The 24,725-nt window shown below is 32.2% G+C and carries 21 protein-coding genes; 8 read left to right on the top strand and 13 right to left on the bottom strand.

What is annotated here, in order from left to right; genetic code table 11:
• Window positions 1–408: 408 nt before the first annotated feature.
• From dnaN to IR010_RS17130, 5 genes are all read right to left on the bottom strand, one after another.
• Window positions 409–1,527 (bottom strand): DNA polymerase III subunit beta, encoded by a 1,119-nt coding sequence (gene dnaN / locus IR010_RS17110; protein ID WP_026730732.1) that lies wholly within the window; start codon window positions 1,525–1,527, stop codon window positions 409–411.
• A gap of 101 nt (window positions 1,528–1,628) precedes the next feature.
• Window positions 1,629–3,314, bottom strand: coding sequence for a gliding motility-associated ABC transporter substrate-binding protein GldG (gene gldG, locus IR010_RS17115; protein ID WP_194605577.1), 1,686 nt, complete (start codon window positions 3,312–3,314; stop codon window positions 1,629–1,631).
• Entirely contained in the window at window positions 3,314–4,039 is a 726-nt protein-coding gene (gldF, locus tag IR010_RS17120) for a gliding motility-associated ABC transporter permease subunit GldF (RefSeq protein ID WP_194569387.1), read from the bottom strand. Before gldF ends, gldG begins: the two co-directional genes overlap by 1 nt.
• A 160-nt stretch (window positions 4,040–4,199) precedes the next feature.
• Entirely contained in the window at window positions 4,200–4,496 is a 297-nt protein-coding gene (locus IR010_RS17125; protein WP_194605579.1) for a putative quinol monooxygenase, read from the bottom strand.
• 273 nt (window positions 4,497–4,769) lie between these two features.
• Window positions 4,770–5,597 (bottom strand): S-adenosyl-l-methionine hydroxide adenosyltransferase family protein, encoded by an 828-nt coding sequence (locus tag IR010_RS17130; RefSeq protein WP_194605581.1) that lies wholly within the window; start codon window positions 5,595–5,597, stop codon window positions 4,770–4,772.
• 317 nt (window positions 5,598–5,914) lie between these two features.
• Here IR010_RS17130 and IR010_RS17135 point away from each other — a divergent pair, with 317 nt between their 5' ends.
• From IR010_RS17135 to IR010_RS17155, 5 genes are all read left to right on the top strand, one after another.
• Entirely contained in the window at window positions 5,915–6,865 is a 951-nt protein-coding gene (locus IR010_RS17135; protein WP_026984005.1) for a PhoH family protein, read from the top strand.
• A gap of 144 nt (window positions 6,866–7,009) precedes the next feature.
• On the top strand, window positions 7,010–7,492 hold the full coding sequence (locus IR010_RS17140) for a hypothetical protein (RefSeq protein WP_194605583.1): 483 nt from the start codon (window positions 7,010–7,012) through the stop codon (window positions 7,490–7,492).
• A 226-nt stretch (window positions 7,493–7,718) separates the two neighbouring features.
• The gene (locus tag IR010_RS17145; protein ID WP_194569381.1) at window positions 7,719–8,549 is read left to right on the top strand and encodes a Cof-type HAD-IIB family hydrolase; all 831 of its coding nucleotides are present in this window, start codon (window positions 7,719–7,721) and stop codon (window positions 8,547–8,549) included.
• Window positions 8,550–8,718: 169 nt separating this feature from the next.
• Window positions 8,719–11,067 (top strand): S9 family peptidase, encoded by a 2,349-nt coding sequence (locus IR010_RS17150; protein WP_194569379.1) that lies wholly within the window; start codon window positions 8,719–8,721, stop codon window positions 11,065–11,067.
• A gap of 152 nt (window positions 11,068–11,219) precedes the next feature.
• Window positions 11,220–12,176, top strand: coding sequence for a phosphoribosylaminoimidazolesuccinocarboxamide synthase (locus tag IR010_RS17155; protein WP_194569377.1), 957 nt, complete (start codon window positions 11,220–11,222; stop codon window positions 12,174–12,176).
• Between the two features lie 62 nt (window positions 12,177–12,238).
• Here IR010_RS17155 and IR010_RS17160 read toward each other — a convergent pair whose 3' ends face one another.
• Window positions 12,239–12,778 (bottom strand): SRPBCC family protein, encoded by a 540-nt coding sequence (locus tag IR010_RS17160; RefSeq protein WP_194605585.1) that lies wholly within the window; start codon window positions 12,776–12,778, stop codon window positions 12,239–12,241.
• Between the two features lie 379 nt (window positions 12,779–13,157).
• Between IR010_RS17160 and IR010_RS17165 the strand changes: the two genes are divergently transcribed.
• Entirely contained in the window at window positions 13,158–13,541 is a 384-nt protein-coding gene (locus IR010_RS17165; RefSeq protein WP_029272401.1) for an ankyrin repeat domain-containing protein, read from the top strand.
• A gap of 139 nt (window positions 13,542–13,680) precedes the next feature.
• The gene (locus tag IR010_RS17170) at window positions 13,681–14,178 is read left to right on the top strand and encodes a hypothetical protein (RefSeq protein WP_194605587.1); all 498 of its coding nucleotides are present in this window, start codon (window positions 13,681–13,683) and stop codon (window positions 14,176–14,178) included.
• 2 nt (window positions 14,179–14,180) lie between these two features.
• Here the strand turns inward: IR010_RS17170 and IR010_RS17175 are convergent, their stop codons facing one another.
• The 7 genes from IR010_RS17175 to IR010_RS17205 form a co-directional block, all read right to left on the bottom strand.
• Window positions 14,181–14,783 (bottom strand): DUF2238 domain-containing protein, encoded by a 603-nt coding sequence (locus tag IR010_RS17175; protein ID WP_029272399.1) that lies wholly within the window; start codon window positions 14,781–14,783, stop codon window positions 14,181–14,183.
• Window positions 14,784–14,927: 144 nt separating this feature from the next.
• A complete protein-coding gene (locus IR010_RS17180; RefSeq protein WP_194605589.1) occupies window positions 14,928–18,026 on the bottom strand; it encodes an efflux RND transporter permease subunit in 3,099 nt (1,032 codons plus the stop codon).
• Between the two features lie 3 nt (window positions 18,027–18,029).
• Window positions 18,030–19,115 carry an efflux RND transporter periplasmic adaptor subunit gene (locus IR010_RS17185; RefSeq protein ID WP_194605591.1) on the bottom strand — a complete coding sequence of 362 codons (1,086 nt, stop codon included), beginning with the start codon at window positions 19,113–19,115 and terminating at the stop codon, window positions 18,030–18,032.
• A 12-nt stretch (window positions 19,116–19,127) separates the two neighbouring features.
• A complete protein-coding gene (locus IR010_RS17190) occupies window positions 19,128–20,375 on the bottom strand; it encodes a TolC family protein (protein ID WP_029272396.1) in 1,248 nt (415 codons plus the stop codon).
• Window positions 20,376–20,504: 129 nt separating this feature from the next.
• A complete protein-coding gene (locus IR010_RS17195) occupies window positions 20,505–21,866 on the bottom strand; it encodes a sensor histidine kinase (protein ID WP_194569365.1) in 1,362 nt (453 codons plus the stop codon).
• Window positions 21,863–22,543 (bottom strand): response regulator transcription factor, encoded by a 681-nt coding sequence (locus IR010_RS17200; RefSeq protein ID WP_194569363.1) that lies wholly within the window; start codon window positions 22,541–22,543, stop codon window positions 21,863–21,865. Before IR010_RS17200 ends, IR010_RS17195 begins: the two co-directional genes overlap by 4 nt.
• Window positions 22,544–22,607: 64 nt before the next feature.
• On the bottom strand, window positions 22,608–23,696 hold the full coding sequence (locus IR010_RS17205) for a M42 family metallopeptidase (protein ID WP_194569361.1): 1,089 nt from the start codon (window positions 23,694–23,696) through the stop codon (window positions 22,608–22,610).
• An 81-nt stretch (window positions 23,697–23,777) separates the two neighbouring features.
• Between IR010_RS17205 and IR010_RS17210 the strand changes: the two genes are divergently transcribed.
• Window positions 23,778–24,458, top strand: coding sequence for a DUF4294 domain-containing protein (locus IR010_RS17210; RefSeq protein WP_194605592.1), 681 nt, complete (start codon window positions 23,778–23,780; stop codon window positions 24,456–24,458).
• Window positions 24,459–24,725: the final 267 nt, after the last annotated feature.

Below are 24,725 nucleotides of genomic sequence, written 5' to 3' on the forward strand. Positions count from 1 at the left end.
TTGATCCCGAAGCTTCGGGACTGAAACCTGAAACTAGTAAACCCGACAGGTTTTTAAAACATGTCGGGTTTAGATTGTCGTTAAGTTAAATGTTATATAGTTTGTCATTTCGAGGAACGAGAAATCACACTAGTTGCTACGCAAAGTTAATTATCAATCCTTGTCGAATTACGAGTGTGATTTCTCGTTCCTCGAAATGACAACTTTGCGCAACCCGACAGGTTTTTAAACCTGTTGGGTTTAGATTGTCGCGAAAATCACCCTAAAATAAAAAACCGCAACCCTTTTTGAGAATTGCGGTTTTTAGGTATAAAAAATGGTTGGTTAATAGCGATGTTTTTTTTTTACAATGATATGTCTTTAATTTGAAACTAAAAAAAATCCCTGTAACAAAAAGAAGTTTTGATGTTAACTATTTAACATTACGGGCATTACCAGCATTGTTACAGTTTCGCCTTCTTCTAAACCATCAACTGGCGTTAGAATTCCAGCTCTGTTTGGTAATGACATTTCCAACATAATCATGTCAGATTGTAAGTTGGTCAACATTTCAGTTAAGAAACGTGAATTGAAACCAATTTGCAAGTCATCTCCTTGATAATCACAAGTCAATCTTTCTTCGGCTTTGTTTGAGTAATCAATATCTTCAGCAGAAACGTTTAATTCTGCTCCGGCAATTTTCAAACGAATTTGGTGTGTAGTTTTGTTTGAGAAAATAGCAACACGACGAACAGAACTTAAAAATAAAGAACGGTCAATCATTAATTTGTTTGGATTTTCTTTTGGAATTACCGCTTCGTAATTTGGGTATTTTCCGTCGATCAAACGACACATTAAAATATAATTATCGAATGAGAAAGTCGCATTCGAATCGTTGTATTCAATTTTTACTTCAGCATCAGAACTTCCTAAAATACTTTTCAAAATATTCAAAGGTTTCTTTGGCATAATAAAATCAGCTACTTGAGAGGCTTTTACATCTGTACGAGCATATTTTACCAATTTGTGAGCGTCAGTTGCAACAAAAGTCAAGCCTTCTGGCGAAAACTGAAAGAAAACGCCAGACATTACAGGGCGTAAATCATCATTTCCGGCAGCGAAAATCGTTTTGCTTACTGCAGTTGCCAAAACATCGGCAGGAACCAAAGTTACAGACGGATCTTCAAGACTTACTGATTTAGGAAATTCTTCTCCAGCGGCGTATGCTAATGCATATTTTCCTGAATTAGAACTAATTTCAACTGTATTGTTATCTTCAACTGTAAAAGTTAAAGGCTGTTCTGGAAACGTTTTTAAAATTTCAAGTAAAAGCTTTGCAGGCACAGCTACGCTTCCTTTACTTTTAGAATCGATTGATAATGTTGCTGACATTGTAGTTTCAAGATCTGAAGCCGAAACAGTCAAGGCATCATTGTCTAGTTCAAATAAAAAGTTGTCTAAAATTGGCAACGTATTGTTACTGTTAATTACACTACCTAAAACTTGTAATTGTTTTAATAAGTACGAACTCGATACTATAAATTTCATCTGTTTTGTTTTATTTGTGTTTTTTAGCAATTTGCAGGCTAAATATACGGATTACAAATATATCGTAAACAATCTTACTTTCGCAATTTTTTTATTAACATCTATTTACTGTATTTTCTTTTTCTCAAGTAAGTAAATACAAGTCCAAAAACCAATAAAATTAGAATTGGAAGTCCGATAGTTATGAATTGTGTCAATGTATAGTTTTCATAAACTTTCTCTTTATCTAATAAAGGCAAGTCAACATCTTTGCTTCTAATGTTAATAAGTCCGGTATCATCTAACAAATAATTGATGCAGTTCATGATAAAATCTTTATTATCATAAAGGTTTCCTGTACGCTGGTCATAACCTAACTCAACTGGCATCATGTTTTTGTCTAATTGATTTCTGGCCAAATCTCCATCAGCAATTACAATCATTTTGTTTGGTTTTCCTTTTGACTGAAATGAATTTTCCTTGAAAGGCAAAACACGATTCTCAAATGCCGAATGAAAACTTCCTTCTAACAAAACAGAAAGCGGTAAATTTCCTTTATTCACATATTCTTGAGGTGAAGTATGTTCGGTTACACTATTCAAATTAATTTCAGATGGAGTTCCGATGGTTTTAGAATATTGAGAAGATTGTAATAAAACCGTCTTTTTGATTCCATTTTTTAAAGTGTCGATCGGACTCGCAAAATCAAATCTGATACCGCCTAAATTTTTTACAATTGGGTGTTTGCTTGTCGGGTAAACTTGAGGTGCAAATTTCCAAACAAAATCTTGATATTGAGTTGCGCTTCCTTGTTCTCCAGTTGCTAATTTTATTGGACTTCCTTGTTCATCTTTTACTAAATCAGGATTAATTCTGAATCCGTATTTAAAGAACATATCATTCAAATTCAAATCTCTCGGGTATGCCAACGTCGCTCCAGCTTGATTGTAAAGACTGTCCATATCTGCTGCAACTTGATCAATCAGCCATAAAGTTTTACCGCCGTTCATGATGAACTGGTCTAAAACCTGTTTTTCTTCATCAGTAAAAGTTTGAGTTGGTTTTGAGATAATGGCTAAATCATATTTCTTCAAAGCGTCTAAAGTTCCGTTTGGATTTTGAGCTACTGAATCTAAAGTAAAAGGTCCGATATAATAGCTTTCGCGGATTTGCATCAACATTTTTGCAATGTGAACTTCGTTGATTTCGCCATTTCCTTTTATAATAGCTACCTTTTTTTGTTTGGCTTTTGTAATTTTATTAATAGCATCTGCAATTGAATATTCTAAATGCTGAATGGATCCAATTACTTTTTTCGTTGTCGAAGCGCCCATGATGTTTTTCAACAATGGAATATTAACTTCTTTATTATCATAAACAGCAACTGCCCAAGGAAAAACCATTGCTTGAGATTGTTTTCCTTTATCGTCAACAGTAATATTTATGGGAGTCATACCTTTTTGGTAAAGTGATTTTACCACGTCCATGCTTTCTTCTCCGTTTTCTAGCGGGTTTACGAATTCAAAAACTATATTTTTATTATAAGCTTGAAATTCTTCTAGTAATTGCTTCGTTTCCTGCTGTAAGCGTCTAAAATCTGCTGGCAAATCGCCTTGCATATAGATCTTTATAGAAAGCGGATTTTTAACCTGTTTTACAATTTGGAGAGAAGTTTCAGATAAAGTATATCGTTTGTCTTTTGTTAAATCAAATCGGTGGAAAAATAAACTTCCTAATACATTTAAAACAATTAAAATGAAAACGGTAATACCTAATATTTTGATATTTTGTTGATTAGATGGTTTCATTACGCTTTAAAAGATTTTAATTGATAAACGGTAAAAGATAAAAACAATATAGTGATGCTTAAAAAGTAAATAACATCACGCGTATCAATAACGCCTCGGCTCATACTTTTAAAATGATCTTGCATTCCCAATGCAGAAACAATTCCAGAAACGCCAGGAACTAATGAAGCTATTCCTTCAAAACCAAAATAAAAGAAAAAACACAGAAAAACGGCAATGATAAAAGCAACAATTTGATTTTCTGACAGGGTAGAAGTAAAGATCCCTATTGCGGAATAAGAAGCAATTAAAAATAATAATCCAAAATAAGAACCAATTGTGCTTCCCATATCGATATTTCCTTCTGGAAGACCTAAATTCGAGATTACTTTTACATAAATAAAAGTTGGAATAATAGCTAAAACGATTAGAAGCAGCGAACCAAAAAATTTCCCATTTACAATTTCCCAAATTGATAATGGTTTGGTTAAAAGCAATTCAAGCGTTCCTTGTTTTTTTTCATCAGAGAAACTTCTCATCGTGACGGCCGGAATCAGAAAAATCAAAATCCATGGCGCTAAAGTGAAAAACGGAGTCAAATCGGCATAACCCGTATTTAAGATGTTGTAATCTCCTTCAAAAACCCATAAAAACAGTCCGTTGCTGATTAAGAAAATAGCAATGACCAAGTAGCCAATAGGAGAGCCAAAAAAGGATTTTATTTCTCGTAAAATTATAGACTTCATATATTTTGTTTCAAGTTTTTTGTTGTTTCAGGTTTCAAGTTGCTTTACTTTGCGAACTTTGTTTTAAAACTTTATAATTATATTATTTGCGTTCTTTGCGTTTAAATCGTCCCTAATTTCAGTTCCAGCATATAACTTTAAACCGAAACCTGAAACAATTTTAAACTAAAGAAACCACTTTATCTACACTCCAAGCTTCTGGCTTTGCGTTGAATAATCTCTTTGTAAAATCCCAAACGGTGTTAAACAGTTCAGATTTTCTGTAATTTTCTAAATCTTCTTCGGTTTCCCAATAACTGTACGTGAAAAATATGCATTTGTCATTTTTATCCTGATACAATTCTAAAAAACGATTTCCCTCTGCATTTCGTATTTTCTTTTTTACGCTTTCAAAATTCTCCAGAAAATCAGGAATTTTTTCTTCGTGAAAACTCATTTTTACAATTCGAACAAACATGTATTCAATTTTAGATTTTAGATTGCAGTCCCGACACTTCGGGATAGATTTTCTAAATGCTGTTTCAGGTGGGCAAAAATACCAAAATTGATTGTTGTTTTTAGAAAAAAATAAAATATTATAAATTCATCGTTTTTTAGATTGATATTTCAAACATAGCCCTCGGTTTCAAACTCGGGCTATTTTTATAATGCAGTAAATAATTGGCCTGTTTTTAATAATGTAAATCCGATCAATCGGCAAAATCTGCAAGCCATTTAAATAAAAAAAAATCTAAGAAAACTGAATCGTAATCACATCACGATAATTCAATCCCAACAAACTATTGGCAGAACCTACTTTTGATGGATTACTTCTAAAAATAGCAATTTCGAGAAAACCAGCTTCGTTAAAAATGGCCAGTTTTTCGCCTTCATAGGTTTTTATCGGATATTTCTCAGAAGTTGCTATAGCAGAGTAATTTGGCAAAATGGTTTTGATACTTTTTGGTTTCATCACAATTTCGTAAGGACGGCCTTTTGCCACTTCTAAAAATTGTTGTTTTGAAATGTTGGTTACAACGTTTCCAAAATGATCAATATAAATTACATATCCTTTTAGTGAATTTCCGTCGTTTGAAAGAACAGCCTGTAATTCTGTAATTTGTTTGATCTCAGCAATTTCTTTACCAATAACATTTAATAATCCGCCTTTTGCAATATGGCAGGCCACTTGAATAAAAATATCTAAATCGCTCGACTCACTCGGAAAACGGTCGTGTATGTTTATGGCAACAATTTTCTGCGGGACAATTTTCTGCGTAAGCATACTTAAAATACCATTATCGGCACAAATAAAGTAATGATCGTTCCATTGCATGGCTATATGCAAATTCTCTTTATTGCGCTCGATATCGACTCCAATTAGATGCACAGTTCCTTTTGGAAAGCTTAAATAAGAAGCTCCAATAATATAACTCGCCTCAGCAGTGTTGAATGGATCAATATCGTGCGAAATGTCAACAATTTGAACCTCTGAATATTCAGAAAGTATTTTACCCTTCAGCGAACCAACAAAGTGGTCTTTTAAGCCGTAATCAGTAGTAAGGGTAATTATTGACATAATTTTGTTTATAACTATTGGTAGTATTTAAATCTAATTTTCATTAAATTTGAGAAATGCAAAGCTAATAATAGTAAATGCAAATTGAAAGAAAGAAAAGACAAAATATAATATTAGTCTCAGTTTTCAGTTTCAGTTTTCAGTCCGTAAAAAAGAATTGAATTTTGAAAAATAGTATTGCAGTAAAAATGGCTCAGTAAATTTTATTTAACTGTTCTTTTAAAACTATGACTGTGACTAAAAACTAAGACTAAAAAGATACCCGACAACCACCGATTTATTAAAACTGATTTATTTTTAATTTAAAATTACCTCATTTGAACGAAAGAATTATCGAGCTCATAGACATCGCTCCAAAAGACTTTTGGGGCGCTCAAGACTCTCATCTTGAAATAATTAAAAAGTATTACCCAAAGCTTAAAATAGTAGCAAGAGGGACAACTTTAAAAGCATTTGGCGAAAAAGAAGTTTTAGATGAATTCGAAAAGAGATTTCAAAGGCTTATGCTTCATTTTACCCGATACAACAACATTGATGACAATGTAATTGAACGCGTAATTATGAGTGATGGTCAGGATGAAAAAAAATCATACGATCATGACAAAATATTAGTTCATGGAGTGGGCGGTAAAATAATAAAAGCCATGACGCCTAACCAGCAGCTATTGGTAGATACTATAAAGAAAAATGATATGGTATTTGCTGTTGGGCCAGCTGGAACAGGAAAAACGTACACCGGCGTAGCAATGGCTGTTAAAGCGCTTAAAGACAAAGAAGTAAAAAGGATCATTCTTACTCGACCAGCAGTAGAAGCGGGAGAAAATCTTGGTTTTTTGCCTGGTGATATGAAAGAAAAACTGGATCCGTATATGCAGCCTCTTTATGATGCTTTGCGTGATATGCTGCCAAACGAAAAACTCGAAGATTACATTTTAAAAGGAATTATTCAGATTGCGCCATTGGCATTTATGCGTGGGCGCACACTCGATAACGCTTTTGTAATTCTTGATGAAGCGCAAAATACTACACACTCGCAAATGAAAATGTTTTTGACCCGTATGGGAAAAAACGCCAAATTCATGATTACGGGTGATCCTGGACAGGTCGATTTGCCGCGCAGAACTATCTCTGGTCTTAAAGAAGCGATTTTGGTTTTGAAAGACGTTGACGGAATCGGAATTATTTATCTGGATGATAAAGATATCGTGCGTCACAGATTAGTGAAAAAGGTAATCGATGCTTATAAACAAATTGAAAATCACGATTAAGTTTTGTGATTTTTTGTGAAATGTGAAATGTCAAATGTAAATCGTAAAATGTGTTTTGATGTTTAATGATATTCGTTTTCTACGTGATCTTTATAAAAATGTAGAAAACGAATATTTTTTTGGGCTGATTTTAAATGATAATTGATGACAAGTAGAATATTCAGTTTTTTGTTGTTTATAGGCTTAATTTCTTGCAAAAAAACAGAAGTTCCTGTAAATAAATTTGTTGGTACATGGTATGATACAGAATATGTCATTCCAAATTTAACTATAATAAAAATTAAAGAAGATAGTACTTTTTCTTGCGTAAGTGGAGCTTGCACCTGGCATGGTTTTTCGAGAGGCAAATGGAAAGTTACAGGAGATTTTATAGAATTGAATACTGTAAAAATTGATAGTTGTTATGATGTTTTTCCATTTTTCAGTTGTCGTTTTTTTGATAAAAATAATGAAGCAAAAATGACAATCGAGGGTTGTAAACCAAAAAGTCCTGATTCTTATGTTATATTTGAAAACGAAAATTTTTATATTAAAAATGACTCATTAATTCTACAAATTAAACCTAGTTCTGGGTGTCCTGATACTTTAAAAATTGTTTTTGCCAAAACTCAAAAGATTAGAAAATGAAACAACAAGATGATTTCTACTTAAAACAAGTTACCAAAAGGTCTGTTTCTTGCATTAAAAGAAATTATGCTAAAATACAAGTTTAAAATATCCTATATTCAATCATTTAACGAAATAGTTAAATAAATAATAAACTTGCCGTATTTCGGGCTTTTAAAGCTTTCAGTTTTTTTTATTCTGAGCCTAAAACCGTAAATTTGCATATCATAAATACTTGATCTTTAATATGACAAAATTAAAAAATATAAAAGTTGTTGTAAGTGACTTAGACGGAACTTTACTCAACCCTCAACACAGAATATCAGATTATACTAAATCTATTTTTCAGGAACTTCATAATCAAAATTATCTTATCGTTGTTGCTACAGGCCGTCATCATCTTGATGCCACGGCTATTATTGAAACGCTTGAAGTTCCCGTTTATTTGGTAAGTTCAAACGGGGCTAGAATACATTCGCCAGAAAAAGAGGAATTATTTTCTTTTAATTTAGACAGTGATGTTGTAAAAGCAGCACTAAATGTCGAAATCGATCCAGAAATTACAGTAGTTTTATTCAAAGAAAATGTTTGGCAGACCAATAGAATAAGCGAAAAACTAAATGCTTTTCAAGCGGAATTAAAATATCATCCAGAATTAGTTGATTATAAAACTTTGGAAGATTTTGGAGCTATTAAAATTTTCTTCTCCTGTGATAATCATGAAAAATTAGTAAAATTAAAAGATGATATTTTAGCCAATTCTTCAGAACATTTGCATCATGCTTTTAGTTTGCCAACTTGCTTAGAATTTATGGACAAATCAATAGATAAAGCTGTTGCTATTGAAAGAGTTCTGGAGAAAAAAGGATTTACTTTGTCTGAAGCGGTTTCATTTGGAGACGGTTTTAATGATGTGCAAATGTTATCTGCGTCAGGAAAAGGTTTAATTATGGGCAATGCTCCCGCTTTATTAAAGGAAACTTTGCCAGATTTAGAAGTGATTAAAACCAATGCAGAAGATGGCGTTGCAAGATATATTTCTTCTAAAATTCTAAACAAGGAATTTGCTGCAGGTTAATTACGAATTTAAATCTTAGATTTTCAACAAAATTACAATCCTTGAAGTTAATTCTTCAGGGATTTTTTGTTTTAAGTATACAATTCACAAAGGATTTCGCAAGCAATTAGCAAAAACATTTTTTTAATAATTTTCAAAGTGTATTTTTGTTTTCTCAAAAACTACCACTATGACAAAAAACATTTTTATCCTTGCCTTTTTATTTCTTTCTATTTCCGGAAAAAGTCAAAATCTGAAGTTAGAAGAAATAATGAAAGGTGAATCTTTTATTGGAAATCAACCTACAAACGGACGCTGGTCACTAGACGGAAAAAAAGTTTATTTTGAATGGAATCCGAAAGATGAATTAGGAACAAATACTTATTCTTGGCAAAAAGGAGCTACAGCGCCAGTACTTGTTGATCCAACTGAAACTGTTTTTTCGAAACTTGATTTTAAAAGAAAAGACAATTCAGACATCGTTTATTATTTGAATAAAGGAAGTTTGTATTCGTACTCTATTAGTTCTAAAGTAATTAAAAAAATATACCAGCAAACTACTCCTGTTTCTAATCTTGAATTAGGTCATGAAGCCGGAATTTTATTTTTTCAGCAGAATAATAATATTTTCAAATATAACAGTAAGGAAGGAACTGTTCTTCAAATTACTAATTTTAGCAAAGGAGTTAAAAAAGAAAAAACACCTGAAAAAGATACTTTTCTAAAAACGCAGCAAAAAGAATTATTTCAATTCATTAAAGATAAAGAAGCCAGAAAACAATGGAATCTTGCTAAAAGCAAAGCGGTTAAGTCTGATTTTGCAAAAGAATATTTTTACGGAAAAGATAATCTTGTTGCTTTAAAAGCAAATCCAAACGGAAAATTTGCCACTTTTGGTTTAATTGAAGATAAAGAAGACAAAAAAGAAAAAATGGAAGTTTTTATAACTGATGACGGTTATAACCAAACTCCAGATACCAAAGAAAAAGTTTCTATAGCTAATTTGGTGAAAACGAAATTCGGAATCTATTCAGTTGCAAAAGATTCTGTTTATTATGTGAATTTCTCGACTTTAAGTCATATTCAAGATACTCCAAAGTATTATGAATCGTATGATAATTTAAAAAATAAACCAAAAGAAGATAAACTGATTGTAGCACAATCTCCTGTTTATAATGAAGACGGTTCATTGGCAATTGTTGAAATCAGAAGTCAGGACAATAAAGACAGATGGCTGGTGAATTTAAATCTTGACAATGGAACTTTTGAAGAAATCGAGCATCAGCATGACGAAGCTTGGATTGGCGGACCCGGAATTCCGTCTTACTCATTTTCATCAGGAAATTTAGATTTTCTAGCTGATAATGAAACCATCTATTTTCAATCTGAAGCGACTGGATATTCTCATTTATATACTTATAATATAAAAACAAAAAAGAAAACACAGCTGACAACAGGAAATTGGGAAGTTCGTGATGCAGTTTTATCAAAAGACAAAAAAGTATTTTATTTAACTACAAATACAACGCATCCAGGAAACAGAAGTTTCTATAAATTAGCTGTTGCTGATGGCGTTTTACAGCCAATTTTAACTAAAGATGGAGCACATGAAGTGGTGCTTTCGCCAGACGAAAAATCACTTTTAGTTCGCTATTCTTATAAAAATATTCCATGGGATTTTTATGTTGCGGACAATAAAAAGAATGCTGTTTTACAGCAAATTTCATCTTCAACAACTGAGGCTTTCAAGGCATATAAGTGGAGAGAACCTGAAGTAATTACATTTAAAGCGCAAGACGGAACTCCAGTAAATGCAAGAGTTTATATACCAAAAGCTGAAATTGCAAATAAAGCAGCGGTTATTTTTGTTCACGGTGCCGGATACCTTCAAAATGCTCACAATTATTGGAGCAATTATTACAGAGAATATATGTTTCATAACTTGCTGACTGATTTAGGTTACACCGTTTTAGACATAGATTACAGAGGAAGCGATGGTTACGGAAGAGATTTTAGAACTGGAATCTACCGTTTTATGGGCGGAAAAGATTTATCTGACCACTTAGACGGTAAAAAAGTATTGGTTGAAAAATATGGTATTGATGCTAATAGAGTTGGTATTTACGGCGGTTCTTATGGTGGATTTATTACTTTAATGGGAATGCTGACAACTCCAGGTGAATTCACTTCTGGTGCGGCATTGCGTTCTGTTACAGATTGGGCACATTACAATCATGGATATACAGGCAATATTTTGAATTTTCCAGAAACAGATCCAGAAGCTTACAAAAAAAGTTCGCCAATTTATTTTGCGGATAATTTAAAAGGAAATTTAGTAATGCTGCACGGAATGGTTGATGATAATGTTGAATACAAAGACATTGTTCGTTTGTCACAACGTTTTATTGAATTACAGAAAAAGAACTGGAGTTTAGCTTCTTTCCCTGTAGAATCTCACGGATTTAAAGAAACCTATTCGTGGATTGATGAGTACGGAAGAATCTTGAATTTATTTAATTCGACACTTTTAAAACAATAATTTTTAAGTCACAGTTTCAGTTTTCAGTTAACGTTTTGCAGACTGGAGGCTGAGACTCCGACTGAATACTGAATACTTCTTTTTTTCTTTGCATGCTCTTTTAAATAGTTTTAAATTTGCATTCAAACAAAACAAAAATACAACTACATATAATGAGCAATACAATCACAACTACAAATTTTAATTTCCCGAATCAGAAATCAGTTTACCGTGGAAAAGTTAGAGAAGTTTACAACATTAACGACGAACTTTTAGTAATGGTAGCAACCGATAGACTTTCGGCTTTTGATGTAGTTTTGCCAAAAGGGATTCCGTACAAAGGACAAATTTTGAACCAGATTGCTACTAGATTCATGGAATTGACAGAAGATATTGTGCCAAACTGGTTGATAGCAACACCAGATCCAAATGTAGCAGTTGGACATTTATGTGAGCCTTTTAAAGTAGAAATGGTAATTCGCGGGTATCTTTCAGGACATGCTGCACGTGAGTATGCTGCAGGGAGAAGACAAATTTGCGGTGTTACAATGGCTGAGGGTTTAAAAGAAAATGATAAATTTCCAGAACCAATTATTACGCCAACTACAAAAGCTGATAACGGTTCTCATGACGAGGATATTTCGCGTGAAGACATTTTAGCTAAAGGAATTGTTTCTGAAGAAGATTATATAGTTTTAGAAAAATTCACTCGCGATTTATTTCAAAGAGGAACTGAAATAGCTGCAGAACGCGGTTTAATTTTAGTAGATACAAAGTACGAATTCGGCAAAACAAAAGAAGGTGTTATTGTTTTAATTGATGAAATTCATACTCCAGATTCTTCTCGTTATTTTTATGCTGATGGATATCAGGAAAGACAACAAAAAGGGGAGGAGCAAAAACAATTATCAAAAGAATTTGTTCGCCGATGGCTAATCGAAAATGGTTTTCAAGGTCAAGAAGGTCAACAGATTCCCGAGATGACAGATGCTTATATCGAATCTGTTTCTGAAAGATATATTGAATTATACGAAAATATTTTAGGAGAAAAATTTGTAAAAGCTGATATTGCTAATATTGATCAGCGCATTGAGAAAAATGTAGTTGAGTATCTTGATACAAAAGAGTAATTTTTTAAGCCACGAATTTTAAGATTCGTGGCTTTTTAATTTTATAAGAGCAATATAAATAGCTAATCTTCCATTTTAGCTTTCAGATTGTTCAGACCTTTTTGTAAATCATTTCCAATCATCTCATCCATTTTCATTATTGGCAACATAATGTTCATAGGATAAGGCATAACACCGCTGATTCCCCATTTTACCTTAGTTTGATTTCCTGCCTCAGATTCAGTAGACATAAAACCTAAGGCATTATCTTCCATTGGTTTTTTAAAACGGAGTGCGAAATCAATACGTTTTCCTTTAGTAATTTTTGTAATTTCTTGTTCTCCAACCCCAACTTCTTTTACTTCGCTTTCCCACGCGGAGATTGATCCAACAGTACCATCAGTACCTTTATAAGTCGATTTCATATTAGGATCAATATTTGCCCACACACTAAATTCATTTTGATTTTTTAAGTACTTCACATAATTAAAAACACTGTCAACAGGTTTATTGATTGTGATTTCTCTTTCGACAGCATATTTTTTAGGCATAAAAAGAGCTGCAATTAATACAATAGCTACAATTAAAATCAGAATGATTAAAATTCTTTTGATGATTCCCATAGTTTTTGGTTTTAAGTTAATAATGGTTATTATTTATTTTAATTAGTCGTAAAAGAAGGCTAATGAACGATATGTGCTAGTTTTTTGCAGAGTAAAGTTATAAAAGTTAAGCTTCCATTTTATGATATTTGAAATATTCGATACGATTTTTTGTAAATTTTTGATTTAAACTGTAACATTTTGAGATTGTGAGCGTCTATTAGTAAACAAGTAACTTAACATTAAAATTAGTTTGCGTTAGTTTTATTAATTGAATGTTAAGAATTAGTTAAAACATAGTACTTTGTAATACATAATACATGAAATAGAATTACATTTGTATAGAAATTAAAATCATCAATATAAAAATCATTATCAATCAATTTAACAATCAATCAACATGAAAAATTCAGTAATTATTTTAGGAGTAGCTTTAGTAGCTTTTGCCAATGTTTCAATGGCAGCAAATCACACATCACTAGTTGTAAATCCACAGTTAGAAATAACAAATAGCTTCTCAGCTCCACTGCACGTTGCAGTTAGCAAAGGAGATGTAGAAGTGGTGAAAAAATTTATTGCATACGGTGCAGACGTAAATGAGAAATCAGAAGACATGACACCATTAATGATTGCAGCGCGATACAATAAAGTAGAGATACTTAAAGTTCTATTAGAGAACGGCGCTCGTCCTTCTGATAAAAATGAACAAGGATTTACAGCTTTAAAATATGCGCAATTATCAAATGCAACTGAAGCAATCGCTATTTTAAAAGATTTAAAATAATAGTTTAAATCTAGTTTGAGTTAGTATAACAAACGACCTTCATTGAGCAGAAGGTCGTTTTTTGTTTTTAAAAGCATTTTGGGTTTCAAAAATTATTTACTTTTAGTAATAGTTTATATTATTTAAAACTTAATTTAAAATGAATAATATTTTAAAAATAGTAATTTTCACTTTTGTATTCTTCGCATCTATAAGCTGTAAAAAGGCTGAAAAGATAAATTCAGTAAAGTATAATGTAGTTACTGACGGAGAAATTTTAATTGCTCATAATATCAATACATTAATTGACTCCGTTGCTAGTTTTGATTTACGGTTTTTGGTTAAAGACAGTAAAGAACCTAAATTGACAATTGGCTTGATTGATTCCATTTCTATTAATGGAAATACTGCGAAATTAGAAGATAATACTATAGCATTTTATAGATCTTCGTATAAATTGAATTTGGTAAAGAAAAACAATTTTGATGGAAATATATTGTTTATTACATTTTCTAATTTTAAAATTCAAGGCGATCAAGCGTCTATTGTGGTAAAAAAAGTATTTGGAATTTCTATGATGCAAGCAATATTTTACTTCAAAAAAGAAAAGGGATTATGGGTTTTAGTTAAAAAACAAAACTTTGGAGCAATTGGCTAATTCTAGAAATCTATTTTTTGAATTTGTTTGTCCTGAATTCTCGAAAATAAAATCAATGCAGAAATCGCTCCAATTGTGGCAAATAGCATATCAGACTGTGTATCCCAAACATAACCTTGCGTTCCCAAAAATGAGTCTCCACCATCTCCAGTTGCCAGCGAAACAAACCATTCTATAAATTCATAAGCCGCACTAATAGCTAAACAAATGCTCACAATAATAAAGTTGAAAAAGCTTTTATTATGGATTACTTCTTTGCGGATAAAGAGTTCTCTAATAATCATTGCAGGAACAAATCCCTGCGCAAAATGTCCTACTTTGTCATAATTGTTTCGGCTCTGATGAAAAATTTCTTTGATATAATCAAAAAACGGAACTTCAGCATAAGTATAATGACCTCCAATAAATAAAATAATACAGTGTATTAATATTAAGGTATAAGTGAAATTAGTAAATCTAAATTTCTTGAAAGTGAAAGCCAAAATCAAAAATCCAATAATTGCTGGAATAACTTCTAAAAAACAAGTAAAACCTTCCTTTGGATTTATGATTGATGCTAATAAAGAAAGTGAAAAAGTAACTATTAGAAAGTAAATATATTTCATAAACTGGGTTTTGCTAATTTGAGATTTACTGCAAGATATTAAACTAAAATGTAACAGAATCAAAAAAGCACCATTAAAAATAATGATGCTTTTTCTTTAACCAAAACCAAATTAATTTAACCAATTAATTTATTTTCAAATCTGTTATTCAATTCTAACATTTTTCTTGCGATTAAAAACCCAGAAGATAATTGGAAAAACCAGCAATGTTAATATCGTTGCCGTAATTAGACCACCAATAATTACAATTGCTAATGGTTTCTGAGATTCAGAACCAATTCCTGTAGAAATTGCAGCAGGCATTAATCCTATTGATGCCATCAATGCCGTCATAACTACAGCTCTAGTTCTTGCTTTAACTCCCATAAAAATAGATTCTTCGAGCGTAAACTTTGCCTTAAGATTATGATGAAATTCGGATATTAGAATTACTCCATTTTGAATACAGATTCCAAGTAAGGCAATAAAACCAACCCCAGCCGAAATTCCGAAATTCATTCCTGTAATATGCAAAGCCATAATTCCTCCAATAATTGCAAACGGAACATTCGCTAAAACTAATAATGAATCCTTTATATTTCCGAACAAAATAAACAACAGGACAAATATTCCAATTAAACTGATCGGTACCACTTGAGCCAAACGCGCACTGGCACGAACCTGATTTTCAAATTCACCTGTCCAGCCGGTTGTATACCCTGCAGGCATTTTTAACTCGGCGACTTTTGATTGTGCTTCAGCAATTGTACTTCCTAAATCTCGATCACGAACAGAGAATTTTACACCGATAAAACGTTTAGTATTATCCCTGTAGATGAAAGCCGGCCCTGTAACCGTTTTAATATCGCAGATTTCTTTTAGCGGAATTTTTACACCGCTTATAGTAGGAACTTTAAGTTCGGCCAAATCTTCTTCATCTTTGCGGTATTCTTTAGAAAAACGAACTCTGACATCAAATTTCTTTTCGTCTTCATATTTTTGAGTTGCTGTTTTCCCTCCAAAAGCCAATTCTAAAACAGCTTGAGCATCGCTTAATGTTACTCCGTATGCCGCCATTTTTTCTCGATCCAAAATCACACTGATTTCTGGCTGCCCAACGTTTCTCAAAATCCCAACATCTTTTATACCTGGTATATTTCTAATTTTAGCTAAAACCTCATTTGATAATTCATCAAGTTTATCAAGATCATCCCCGTAGATTTTTACTGCATTGGATGCTTTAAATCCAGCAACAGATTCGGCTACGTTATCAATAACAGGCTGTGAGTAATTATAAGTTATTCCTTGATGAACTTTCAGCTTTTGGTCCATTTCATTAATCAGTTCATCCATATTGATGTTTCGTTTCCATTCTGATTTTGGTTTTAAATCAACTTGCAGCTGAATAAATCCAAAACCATTCGGATCTGTTCCGTCATTGCTTCGGCCTGTCTGCGAAAGCACATTTTTAACTTCTGGAAAACTCTGCAAATCCTTTCTTATCATTGCAGCAGTCTGTACGCTTTCAGGAAGAGAAGTACTCATTGGCAATTCTGCAGTAACCCATAATGCGCCTTCATTTAATTGAGGCAAAAATTCAGTTCCTAAAAAAGTTGCCGAAAAGAAAACAGTAACTAATATTGCTATTGAAACGATCAAGGTTTTTACTTTATGCTTAAATGTCCAGGCAAAACCTTTTCCAACAATTCTATCCCAAAAGTTTACAAATGGGTTGTGTTTTTCTTTTACATTTTTATTTAATAAAATATGCGATAAAACAGGTACCAATGTCAAGGTAAAAAGTAAGGCTCCCATTAAAGCAAAACCTAATGTGTAGGCTAGGGGAGAGAACATTTTTCCTTCTACTTTCTGGAAGGAGAATATGGGCAATAAAGCTGTAATGATGATTAATTTAGAAAAGAATATGGCTTTACCCATTTCAGTTCCTGTTTTTTTAATCAAGCTTCCTTTCGCAATTTTATTATATGCTGTCATTCCCAATTGATGTGCACGGTGGTCTAATACAACAAATAAGCCTTCAACCATTACCACCGCACCATCAATAATAATCCCGAAATCGACTGCACCTAAACTTAATAGGTTTGCACTCATTCCCATCAGTTTTAGGCACAAAAAGGCAAACAATAACGATAACGGAATTACAATAGAAACGGTAAAAGTAGTTCTCCAATCGGCCATGAAAAGAAACACAACACAAGTTACCAGTATAATTCCCTCAAATAAATTGTGCATTACAGTTTCTGTCGTGAAATTCATTAAATTATCACGATCATAAAAAGTTTCAATTTTTATGTCTTTTGGAAGAACATTATCATTTAAATCCTTTATTTTAGCTTTAATCAAGGCTAAAGTTTCCTGAGCATTTTCGCCTTTTCGCATTACAACAATTCCTTCAACGGCATCATCATTTTTTCCAATTCCGGTTTGTCCCACTCTCGGCATAGAACTTTCATAAACCGAAGCCACATTTTTTACCAAAATTGGATTTCCGCCAGCATCATCAACAATAATATTTTCAATATCCGGAATAGATTTCAAAAGCCCGACTCCACGAACGACAAAAGCTTGCCCATTTTTTTCGATTATATCACCGCCAACATTTAAGTTTCCAGCATTTACAGCATTATAAACTTGCAAAGGCGTAATGTTGTATTTTGCTAATTTTATAGGATCAACCCCCACTTCATAGGTTTTAGTCTGACCTCCAAAAACATTCAAATCGGCAACACCGGGAACAGAACGAAGCTGTTTGTCTATAACCCAGTTTTGATAAGTCAATAATTCTCTGCTGTCTCTGCTGTCACTTTTTACTAAATATCTAAAAATTTCCCCAGTTGGTCCATATGGAGGCTGAACATCTGGTTCGACATCTTCTGGAAGCGAAACATTTTTTAATAAATTATTGACTTGCTGACGTGCAAAAGTATCATCTACACCATCATCAAATATGATTTTAATTACGGATAAACCAAACATCGTAATACTGCGAACGCTGGTCTTTTTTTGTACCGAGTTCATTGAAATTTCGATAGGCGACGTCACAAAACGTTCCACTTCCTCGGCACTTTTCCCGTTCCATTGTGTAATAATAATAATTTGTGTATTTGTTACATCTGGAAAAGCATCAATTGGCATATTTTTAAAGGAAATGAATCCTGCAACGGCCAAAAGTCCTACCCAAAAAAAGGTAAATGCTTTATTCTTAAGCGAAAAAGCAATAATATTTCGTATGAATTTGTTCATGTCTTAATCGTTTAGAGCGCGATAAATAAATAACTGGTTGTTGGTAATGACTTTTTCATTTTCCTTTAAGCCACTTGATATGTATGTTGTTTTTCCAACAACGCTGTAAACTTCAACTTGTCTTGTTTCAATATTGTGGCGATCTTTAAATACCATCACAAAGTTTTTGCTTTTATCAAAAACTATTGCATCACTCGGAATAGCAATCATCGATTTATCTTCTTTAAAAGACAATTTAATATTAGCATTCATATCAGGTTTTAGCAAATAACCAGGATTTTGCAATTTGATACGTGCTTGCATGGCTTTGGTTTCAGGATCAATAACGTTGAAAATTTTATCAACTTTACCTTTAAAAACTTTGTCAGGATAACTTAAAGTTGTAACATCAGCATCAATTCCCAGTTTTACTTTATTAATATCCACTTCATTGATATTTGCCATTGCCCAAACCTCGCTAATTTCAGCAATATCAAAAATGTTTTCAGATCGATCGCTTCTTAAAAGCATATCTTGATTGATACTTTTTTGAATGATAAAACCACTGATAGGAGCAGTTACTTCATAGATGGATCCTGCTTTAATATTGTATATTTTATAGGTTTCCTGAATTTTAGCTAATTGAGATTGTGCTTTATTTACTTCAGATTTTGCCTGAAGAACATCGCTTTCAGAATTTAATTTTCCGTCGAATAATTCCTGTGCAACTTTTAAATTGTTTTTTGCAACTAATAAATCACTTTTTGCGTCAAGAGATTGTTTTTCAAAATCAGCTATATCAGTACTTTTTATAGTGGCAAGAACTTGTCCTTTGCGTACATAATCTCCAAGTTCTACATTTACTTTAATCACGTTTCCGCCAACAAGCGGATAAACATCAATCATTTTATTGTTATCAGCTGTAATTTTTCCATAAAAACTCAATTCGTTTTTTACGGGCTGTGTTTGTGCTTCAGCTGTTGTTGTAGTTTTTAACATTGAGTCACTTAGCGCGAAAGAAGTATTAGTTTCAGGATTTTCTACTTCTTTTTTGCAGCTTGTAATCGATAGACTCAAGATTGCAGTTGCTATGATTAGTTTATGTTTCATCTTTATTTAGTTTTAAAATAAGTCTTTGTTGATTGTGCTGTTTAATTCTTCGCCAGAAAGCGCTAATTTTTTCTTCAATTCATTTACTTGAATAGTAGCTTGATTGTAACTTTCCATAAAATCTGTAAATTCTAATAAACTCACATTTCGTTTTTGAAAGTTGGTCAACATTCCGTTATAAACTGCTTCAAAATCAGAATTCACAGTTGGTTTTATAACTGTATAATTTTTACGCGATTCATCCCATTTATTCCAAGCCGATGTAATTTCAGTCTGCAATTGAAGCTGGAAGTTTTGCTTTTCAACTTTAGATTGATCTAAAATGGTTTGAGCGTATTTAATGTTTCCTTTATTTTTGTTCCAAAGTGGCAACGGAATTCCAAGTGTCAAATTAGCTTCTTTATTAAAAGCACCGCTTCTCTGATCGTAGTTCGCTCCTAAAGTAAGATCTGGAATCGAAAGTGATTTTTGCCATTTTACATTCAATTCATTAGCGTCAATTTCTTTTTGTTTGGCCAAATAATCTGGACGATTTGCGATGGCTTGATCTTCAAAAGATTTTAAATCAAAGTCAATAGTTTTAAGGTATTTATTGAATTCGTCTTTAGAAACATCTGGAACTACATTTTCTGTTGAATTCAATAAGAGTTTCAAATTGGCTTGCTCTTCAATATTATTATTTACAACCTCCATTCGTTCGTTTTTGAAGTTTAGATATAAAGATTGCAAACGAACAACATCTTTTAAGGGAATATTTCCTTTTTGAACCTGAACAGAATACGAATTAATCAAATCTTCAATATGTGCAAGCTGTTTATCTGTAGTTTCAAGGTTTTTAGTATTATAATATACGGTATAAAAACTCTTGCGAAGTTGGAGTTTTAAAGTCCTCAGCAAATCATTAAATTGAAGTTCAGCTAATTGTTCATTTGTTTGAGCTAATTTTACTTCATTGCGTTTTTTTCCGCCTAAATAAATTAATTGTTCGATACCAAACGCTTTCTGACCTTCTTTCCCGATATCAAAATATTGATTTCTTTCCGGATTGTAAGCATTTAACTCAGCAGTAAGCATGGGATTATCCCAAATACGCGCTTGAATCGTTAGTGCTTTTGCGGCATCAACATTATAATGTGAAGCTAACAAAAAGAGATTGTTTTTTAAAAATTGGCTTTCACAGTCTTCGAGTGTAACTGTTTTTTGAGCCAAAACTATTTGATTAAGAGAAATCAAAAATAGTAATGCAAATAACTTTTTCATTGTATCAGTTTTATTTGTTACAAATATGCTATCAACAGACTTTAAGACACCTTAATAAACTCCTTAAAAAGAGCTTAAAAAAGTATTAAAGCAAAAAGTAAATTATTGAAAATAAAGTTATTAAACTTTTTAATAAAAAATTAGTCGGAATAAGTTTATTTTTTCGTGAGGAATAGTGTAGGTGATTGTTGCCTTATGAAGAGTAAGTATACGTTGTACAATACGTAATCCTAAACCAAAACCAGTAGTTCCTTTAGAATTTTCGCCACGCATAAAAGGCTGAAAAAGATTCTTTTGTTCATTCTCATTTAAAGTTCTCCCTGTATTTGAAACAGAAATAATAAGATGACCGTATTCTGAAGTAGAAATTTTTACTTTAGCCTGTTTGTTATCAGAGTAAACACAGGCGTTTTTTAAAACATTACTCAAGGCAATTTCTAATAAGTTTTTATTTCCTTTAACTTCTAAGGCTGTATCTAAATTATCATTTTCTTCCATCTCAAAAAGAATTACAAAATCTGGAAAACTTTTATTTAAATTTTCAATAGCCGAAAACAGAATTTCATCCATTCGATGCACTTCACTGCTTTGATGGTTCTTATTATCAATTTTAGAAAGAATTAATAATGAATTAATTAATTCAGTCAATTGATTCACATCAGACAAAATGGTTTTTAAAAAAGTTTTGCCCTTAACTGATGTTTCAGAATCTGAAATAGTATTCTCAATTTGTGACGTAATGCGCGATAGTGGAGTACGCAGCTCATGAGAAGCGTGCGCGGTAAATTCTTTTTGTTTTTGATAAGAGATTTCAATTCGATCCATCATAAAATTAAATTCATTGGCAATCAAATCAATTTCATTTTTATTGCTTTTCGATTCAATACGAGTGTCTAGATTATTCTCGTTTATATTTTTTATTTTTTGATGAAAAATACTCAAAGGACTCATGACTTTTTTAACCATAAAAGATGTCAAGACCCAGCAAATACATGTAAAAAATATGTAAGATACAACTAATGTATATCTTAAGAAAAGTAATTTTCGTTTGCCATAATCATCAGTCGCTGATATTAAGGCATAAAAATCTCGATCTTTTGTGTCGTAAAAAACACCATAAACTTCGTAGTTTCCTTGTTGTTTAAAAAAGGTTTTGTGCTTTTTAAGGTATTTTAAATCCTCAACAGACCAATTAATTTTTGCATCATCAATACTGCTGTAGATCAATTTATAATGAGAATCAAAGACTAATGTTTTTTCATCATACAATTTATTGATTGAATTTTGATCAATCATTTTCAAAAGCTGATCGTCGACTTCTTTTACATTTACTAAAAGTTTGATATTCGAAAGGGCTTTAATTTCTAGTCGATCTCTGAATTCTTCTTTTCTAAAATTAGAATACAAAACAAATATCACGGTAGAAGCCAACCCAAATAGGATTGTAAATAATAAACTAACTAAAAGTGATATTCTGTTTTTTAATGTCATTCTTGATCGCTTAAATAATATCCGTAACCAATTTTGGTGCGAATTAATTTTGTTTCGTGATCTTTATCGATTTTTTTTCTCAAAAAATTAATGTACACTTCAATGGTATTCTGATTGGTTTCAATATGATAATCCCAAAGTTTTTCAGCAATAAATTGTTTCGATAAAACTTTACCTTTTGCATGAGCCAAAATCATAATCAATTTAAACTCTTTTGGAGTCAATTTAATTTCTTCTCCAGAGCGGTATACTTTCATTTCTTCTTCTAGAATTTCTAAATCCTGAATCAAAATTTTCTTTTCAGTTTGTTGCGGAATTTCTTTTCTCCTCAATAAGGAGGAGCTTCTCGCATATAGTTCTTCAAAATGAAAAGGTTTAACTAAATAATCATCGGCTCCATTATCAAACGAAGCTAATTTATCTTCAATTTCACTAAAAGCAGTTAACATTATGATGGGAGTTTTTTTATCGACTTCCCTAATTCCTTTGCAGACTTCGATTCCATTTGTTCCAGGAACATTAATATCGAGGATTATTAAATCATATTCATAAGGAAAATATTTCTTTAGCAATAAAGAACCGTCATAATAAGGAACACACTCGAATTCTTTTGAAGTAAAGAATGCTGAGATTTCTTTAGATAAAGTAAAATCGTCTTCCAGTAATAAAATTTTCATCCTATTTTTTATTAGTTAATTCGGTTACTATATATAGGTAACCGAATTAACATATTAATGATTCTTATTTGAAGTAAGAAAAAGTTTCATTGTTTTCAATTTTCAGTAACGACTCATAAATTAGTTGAATCACATTTTCTACATCTTCTCGATGAACCATTTCTACAGTTGTATGCATATAACGCAGAGGCAATGAAATTAAAGCCGATGCTACACCGCCATTGCTGTATGCGAAAGCATCAGTATCTGTTCCTGTCGCGCGTGAAGTTGCATGACGCTGAAACGGAATGTTTTTTTCTTCTGCTGTATCAACAATTAAATCACGCAGTTTATTTTGAACAGCCGGTGCATATGCAATAACAGGACCTTTGCCCATTTTAAGATCGCCTTCAACTTTTTTGTCAATCATTGGAGTAGTAGTATCGTGGCAAACATCAGTAACAATAGCTATGTTTGGTTTAATAGTTTGCGCAATCATTTCAGCTCCTCGTAGGCCAATTTCTTCCTGTACAGAGTTTACAATGTATAATCCAAATGGAAGCGTTTTTTTGTTCTCCTTTAATAAACGAGCAACTTCGGCAATCATAAATCCGCCCATTCTATTATCGATGGCACGACAAACAAATTTATTTTCGTTCAAAATCATAAATTCATCTGGATACGTAATTACACAGCCAACATGAACACCCATTTCTAAAACCTGTTCCTTCGTTTCGCAACCCAAATCAATAAAAATATTACTGATTTTTGGGGATTCTTCTTTATCGCGCAAACGCGTATGAATCGCTGGCCATCCAAAAACACCTTTTACAATTCCTTTTTTAGTATGAATATGGACTCTCTTCGATGGCGCAATTTGATGATCAGACCCTCCATTACGTATAACATATAATAAACCATCGTCTGTTATATAATTTACATACCATGATATTTCATCGGCATGACCTTCAATCACAACTTTAAAAGGTGCATCAGGATTTATGACACCAACTGCTGTTCCGTAAGTATCAGTAATGAAAGTATCTACATAAGGTGTTAAATACTTCATCCAAAGTTTTTGCCCTTCACTTTCGTAGCCAGTGGGCGAGGCGTTATTTAGGTAGCTTTCAAGGAAAGTAATAGAGGTATCTTTTAAGATAGATTCTGTGCTCATAAAAATATTTTTTTGCTAATTTATAAATTTGGTATTAGAGTTGTATATAAATATATAATTTTACACTTAAATTATGATTCAATGAGATTTACCAACTGCATTTTATTCTTTATATTGATTTCGTTTACAAGTCAAGCCCAAGTTACTCCAAAAGAGAATCAGCAAATGGGCTATATATTAACGGAACAAGATTCTATCTTAAACGATACAATTGAATTGCCGGAGATTATTATTTCTAAAGAAAAGCTGGATCCCGAGGCACAAAAGCAATTTTTGATTCTTCAAAACCGAGTTTACAAAGTATATCCATACGCTAGATTAGCCGCAGATAGATTAACGGCATTAAATCAAGGAATGGCCCGTTTAAAAACCAATCGAGAAAAGAAAAAATATTTCAAGATTGTAGAAGATTACCTTAATAATGAATTCGAAGATAGACTTAAAAAACTTTCACGCAAACAAGGTCAGATCCTGGTAAAACTTATTCATAGACAAACCGGAATAACAACTTATGAATTAATACGAACTTTAAAAAGCGGTTTCAAAGCTTTTGTGTCAAATACAACAGCCAATTTGTTCGATATAAGTCTGAAAACCGAATACAAGCCATTTGAAGTTAATGAAGATTATTTAATAGAGACGATTCTTCTCCGTGCATTTGAATCTGGTCGCTTAGTAAATCAGAAACCCGCAAATCCCGTAAACTACGATAATCTAATGAGTCACTGGGAATCAAAAGCTAAAGCTCCTCAAGATAAATAGTACTATTATTAGTTATAACAACCCGACAGGTTTTTCAAAACCTGCCGGGTTTGTTTTTTCTACATTATATATAGGTATAGCAATTTATGCTTTATATATAAGAGCAATAATCGATCAGGCGGAGAGAAACAGAAGTGGTCAGTTTAAAATTTGCATATGATTGAGATGTTTTTATGCTATGCGCTTCAGCTTTTTTCTTGTAAAGAAAAAGTAAAGGATTCCAGATTTTATAACAAAACCCAGCAAAACAGTCAAAAATCATTATTG

Source organism: Flavobacterium sp. MR2016-29 (assembly GCF_015350695.1).
In the GTDB taxonomy this organism is placed as follows: Bacteria; Bacteroidota; Bacteroidia; order Flavobacteriales; family Flavobacteriaceae; genus Flavobacterium.

What these genes read in the sequence shown, in the direction of transcription:
- dnaN (WP_026730732.1), bottom strand. Translation starts at nt 1,527, where the DNA reads ATGAAATTTATAGTATCGAGTTCGTACTTATTAAAACAATTACAAGTT.
- gldG (WP_194605577.1), bottom strand. Translation starts at nt 3,314, where the DNA reads ATGAAACCATCTAATCAACAAAATATCAAAATATTAGGTATTACCGTT.
- gldF (WP_194569387.1), bottom strand. Translation starts at nt 4,039, where the DNA reads ATGAAGTCTATAATTTTACGAGAAATAAAATCCTTTTTTGGCTCTCCT.
- IR010_RS17125 (WP_194605579.1), bottom strand. Translation starts at nt 4,496, where the DNA reads ATGTTTGTTCGAATTGTAAAAATGAGTTTTCACGAAGAAAAAATTCCT.
- IR010_RS17130 (WP_194605581.1), bottom strand. Translation starts at nt 5,597, where the DNA reads ATGTCAATAATTACCCTTACTACTGATTACGGCTTAAAAGACCACTTT.
- IR010_RS17140 (WP_194605583.1), top strand. Translation starts at nt 7,010, where the DNA reads ATGACAAGTAGAATATTCAGTTTTTTGTTGTTTATAGGCTTAATTTCT.
- IR010_RS17145 (WP_194569381.1), top strand. Translation starts at nt 7,719, where the DNA reads ATGACAAAATTAAAAAATATAAAAGTTGTTGTAAGTGACTTAGACGGA.
- IR010_RS17150 (WP_194569379.1), top strand. Translation starts at nt 8,719, where the DNA reads ATGACAAAAAACATTTTTATCCTTGCCTTTTTATTTCTTTCTATTTCC.
- IR010_RS17155 (WP_194569377.1), top strand. Translation starts at nt 11,220, where the DNA reads ATGAGCAATACAATCACAACTACAAATTTTAATTTCCCGAATCAGAAA.
- IR010_RS17160 (WP_194605585.1), bottom strand. Translation starts at nt 12,778, where the DNA reads ATGGGAATCATCAAAAGAATTTTAATCATTCTGATTTTAATTGTAGCT.
- IR010_RS17165 (WP_029272401.1), top strand. Translation starts at nt 13,158, where the DNA reads ATGAAAAATTCAGTAATTATTTTAGGAGTAGCTTTAGTAGCTTTTGCC.
- IR010_RS17170 (WP_194605587.1), top strand. Translation starts at nt 13,681, where the DNA reads ATGAATAATATTTTAAAAATAGTAATTTTCACTTTTGTATTCTTCGCA.
- IR010_RS17175 (WP_029272399.1), bottom strand. Translation starts at nt 14,783, where the DNA reads ATGAAATATATTTACTTTCTAATAGTTACTTTTTCACTTTCTTTATTA.
- IR010_RS17180 (WP_194605589.1), bottom strand. Translation starts at nt 18,026, where the DNA reads ATGAACAAATTCATACGAAATATTATTGCTTTTTCGCTTAAGAATAAA.
- IR010_RS17185 (WP_194605591.1), bottom strand. Translation starts at nt 19,115, where the DNA reads ATGAAACATAAACTAATCATAGCAACTGCAATCTTGAGTCTATCGATT.
- IR010_RS17190 (WP_029272396.1), bottom strand. Translation starts at nt 20,375, where the DNA reads ATGAAAAAGTTATTTGCATTACTATTTTTGATTTCTCTTAATCAAATA.
- IR010_RS17195 (WP_194569365.1), bottom strand. Translation starts at nt 21,866, where the DNA reads ATGACATTAAAAAACAGAATATCACTTTTAGTTAGTTTATTATTTACA.
- IR010_RS17200 (WP_194569363.1), bottom strand. Translation starts at nt 22,543, where the DNA reads ATGAAAATTTTATTACTGGAAGACGATTTTACTTTATCTAAAGAAATC.
- IR010_RS17205 (WP_194569361.1), bottom strand. Translation starts at nt 23,696, where the DNA reads ATGAGCACAGAATCTATCTTAAAAGATACCTCTATTACTTTCCTTGAA.
- IR010_RS17210 (WP_194605592.1), top strand. Translation starts at nt 23,778, where the DNA reads ATGAGATTTACCAACTGCATTTTATTCTTTATATTGATTTCGTTTACA.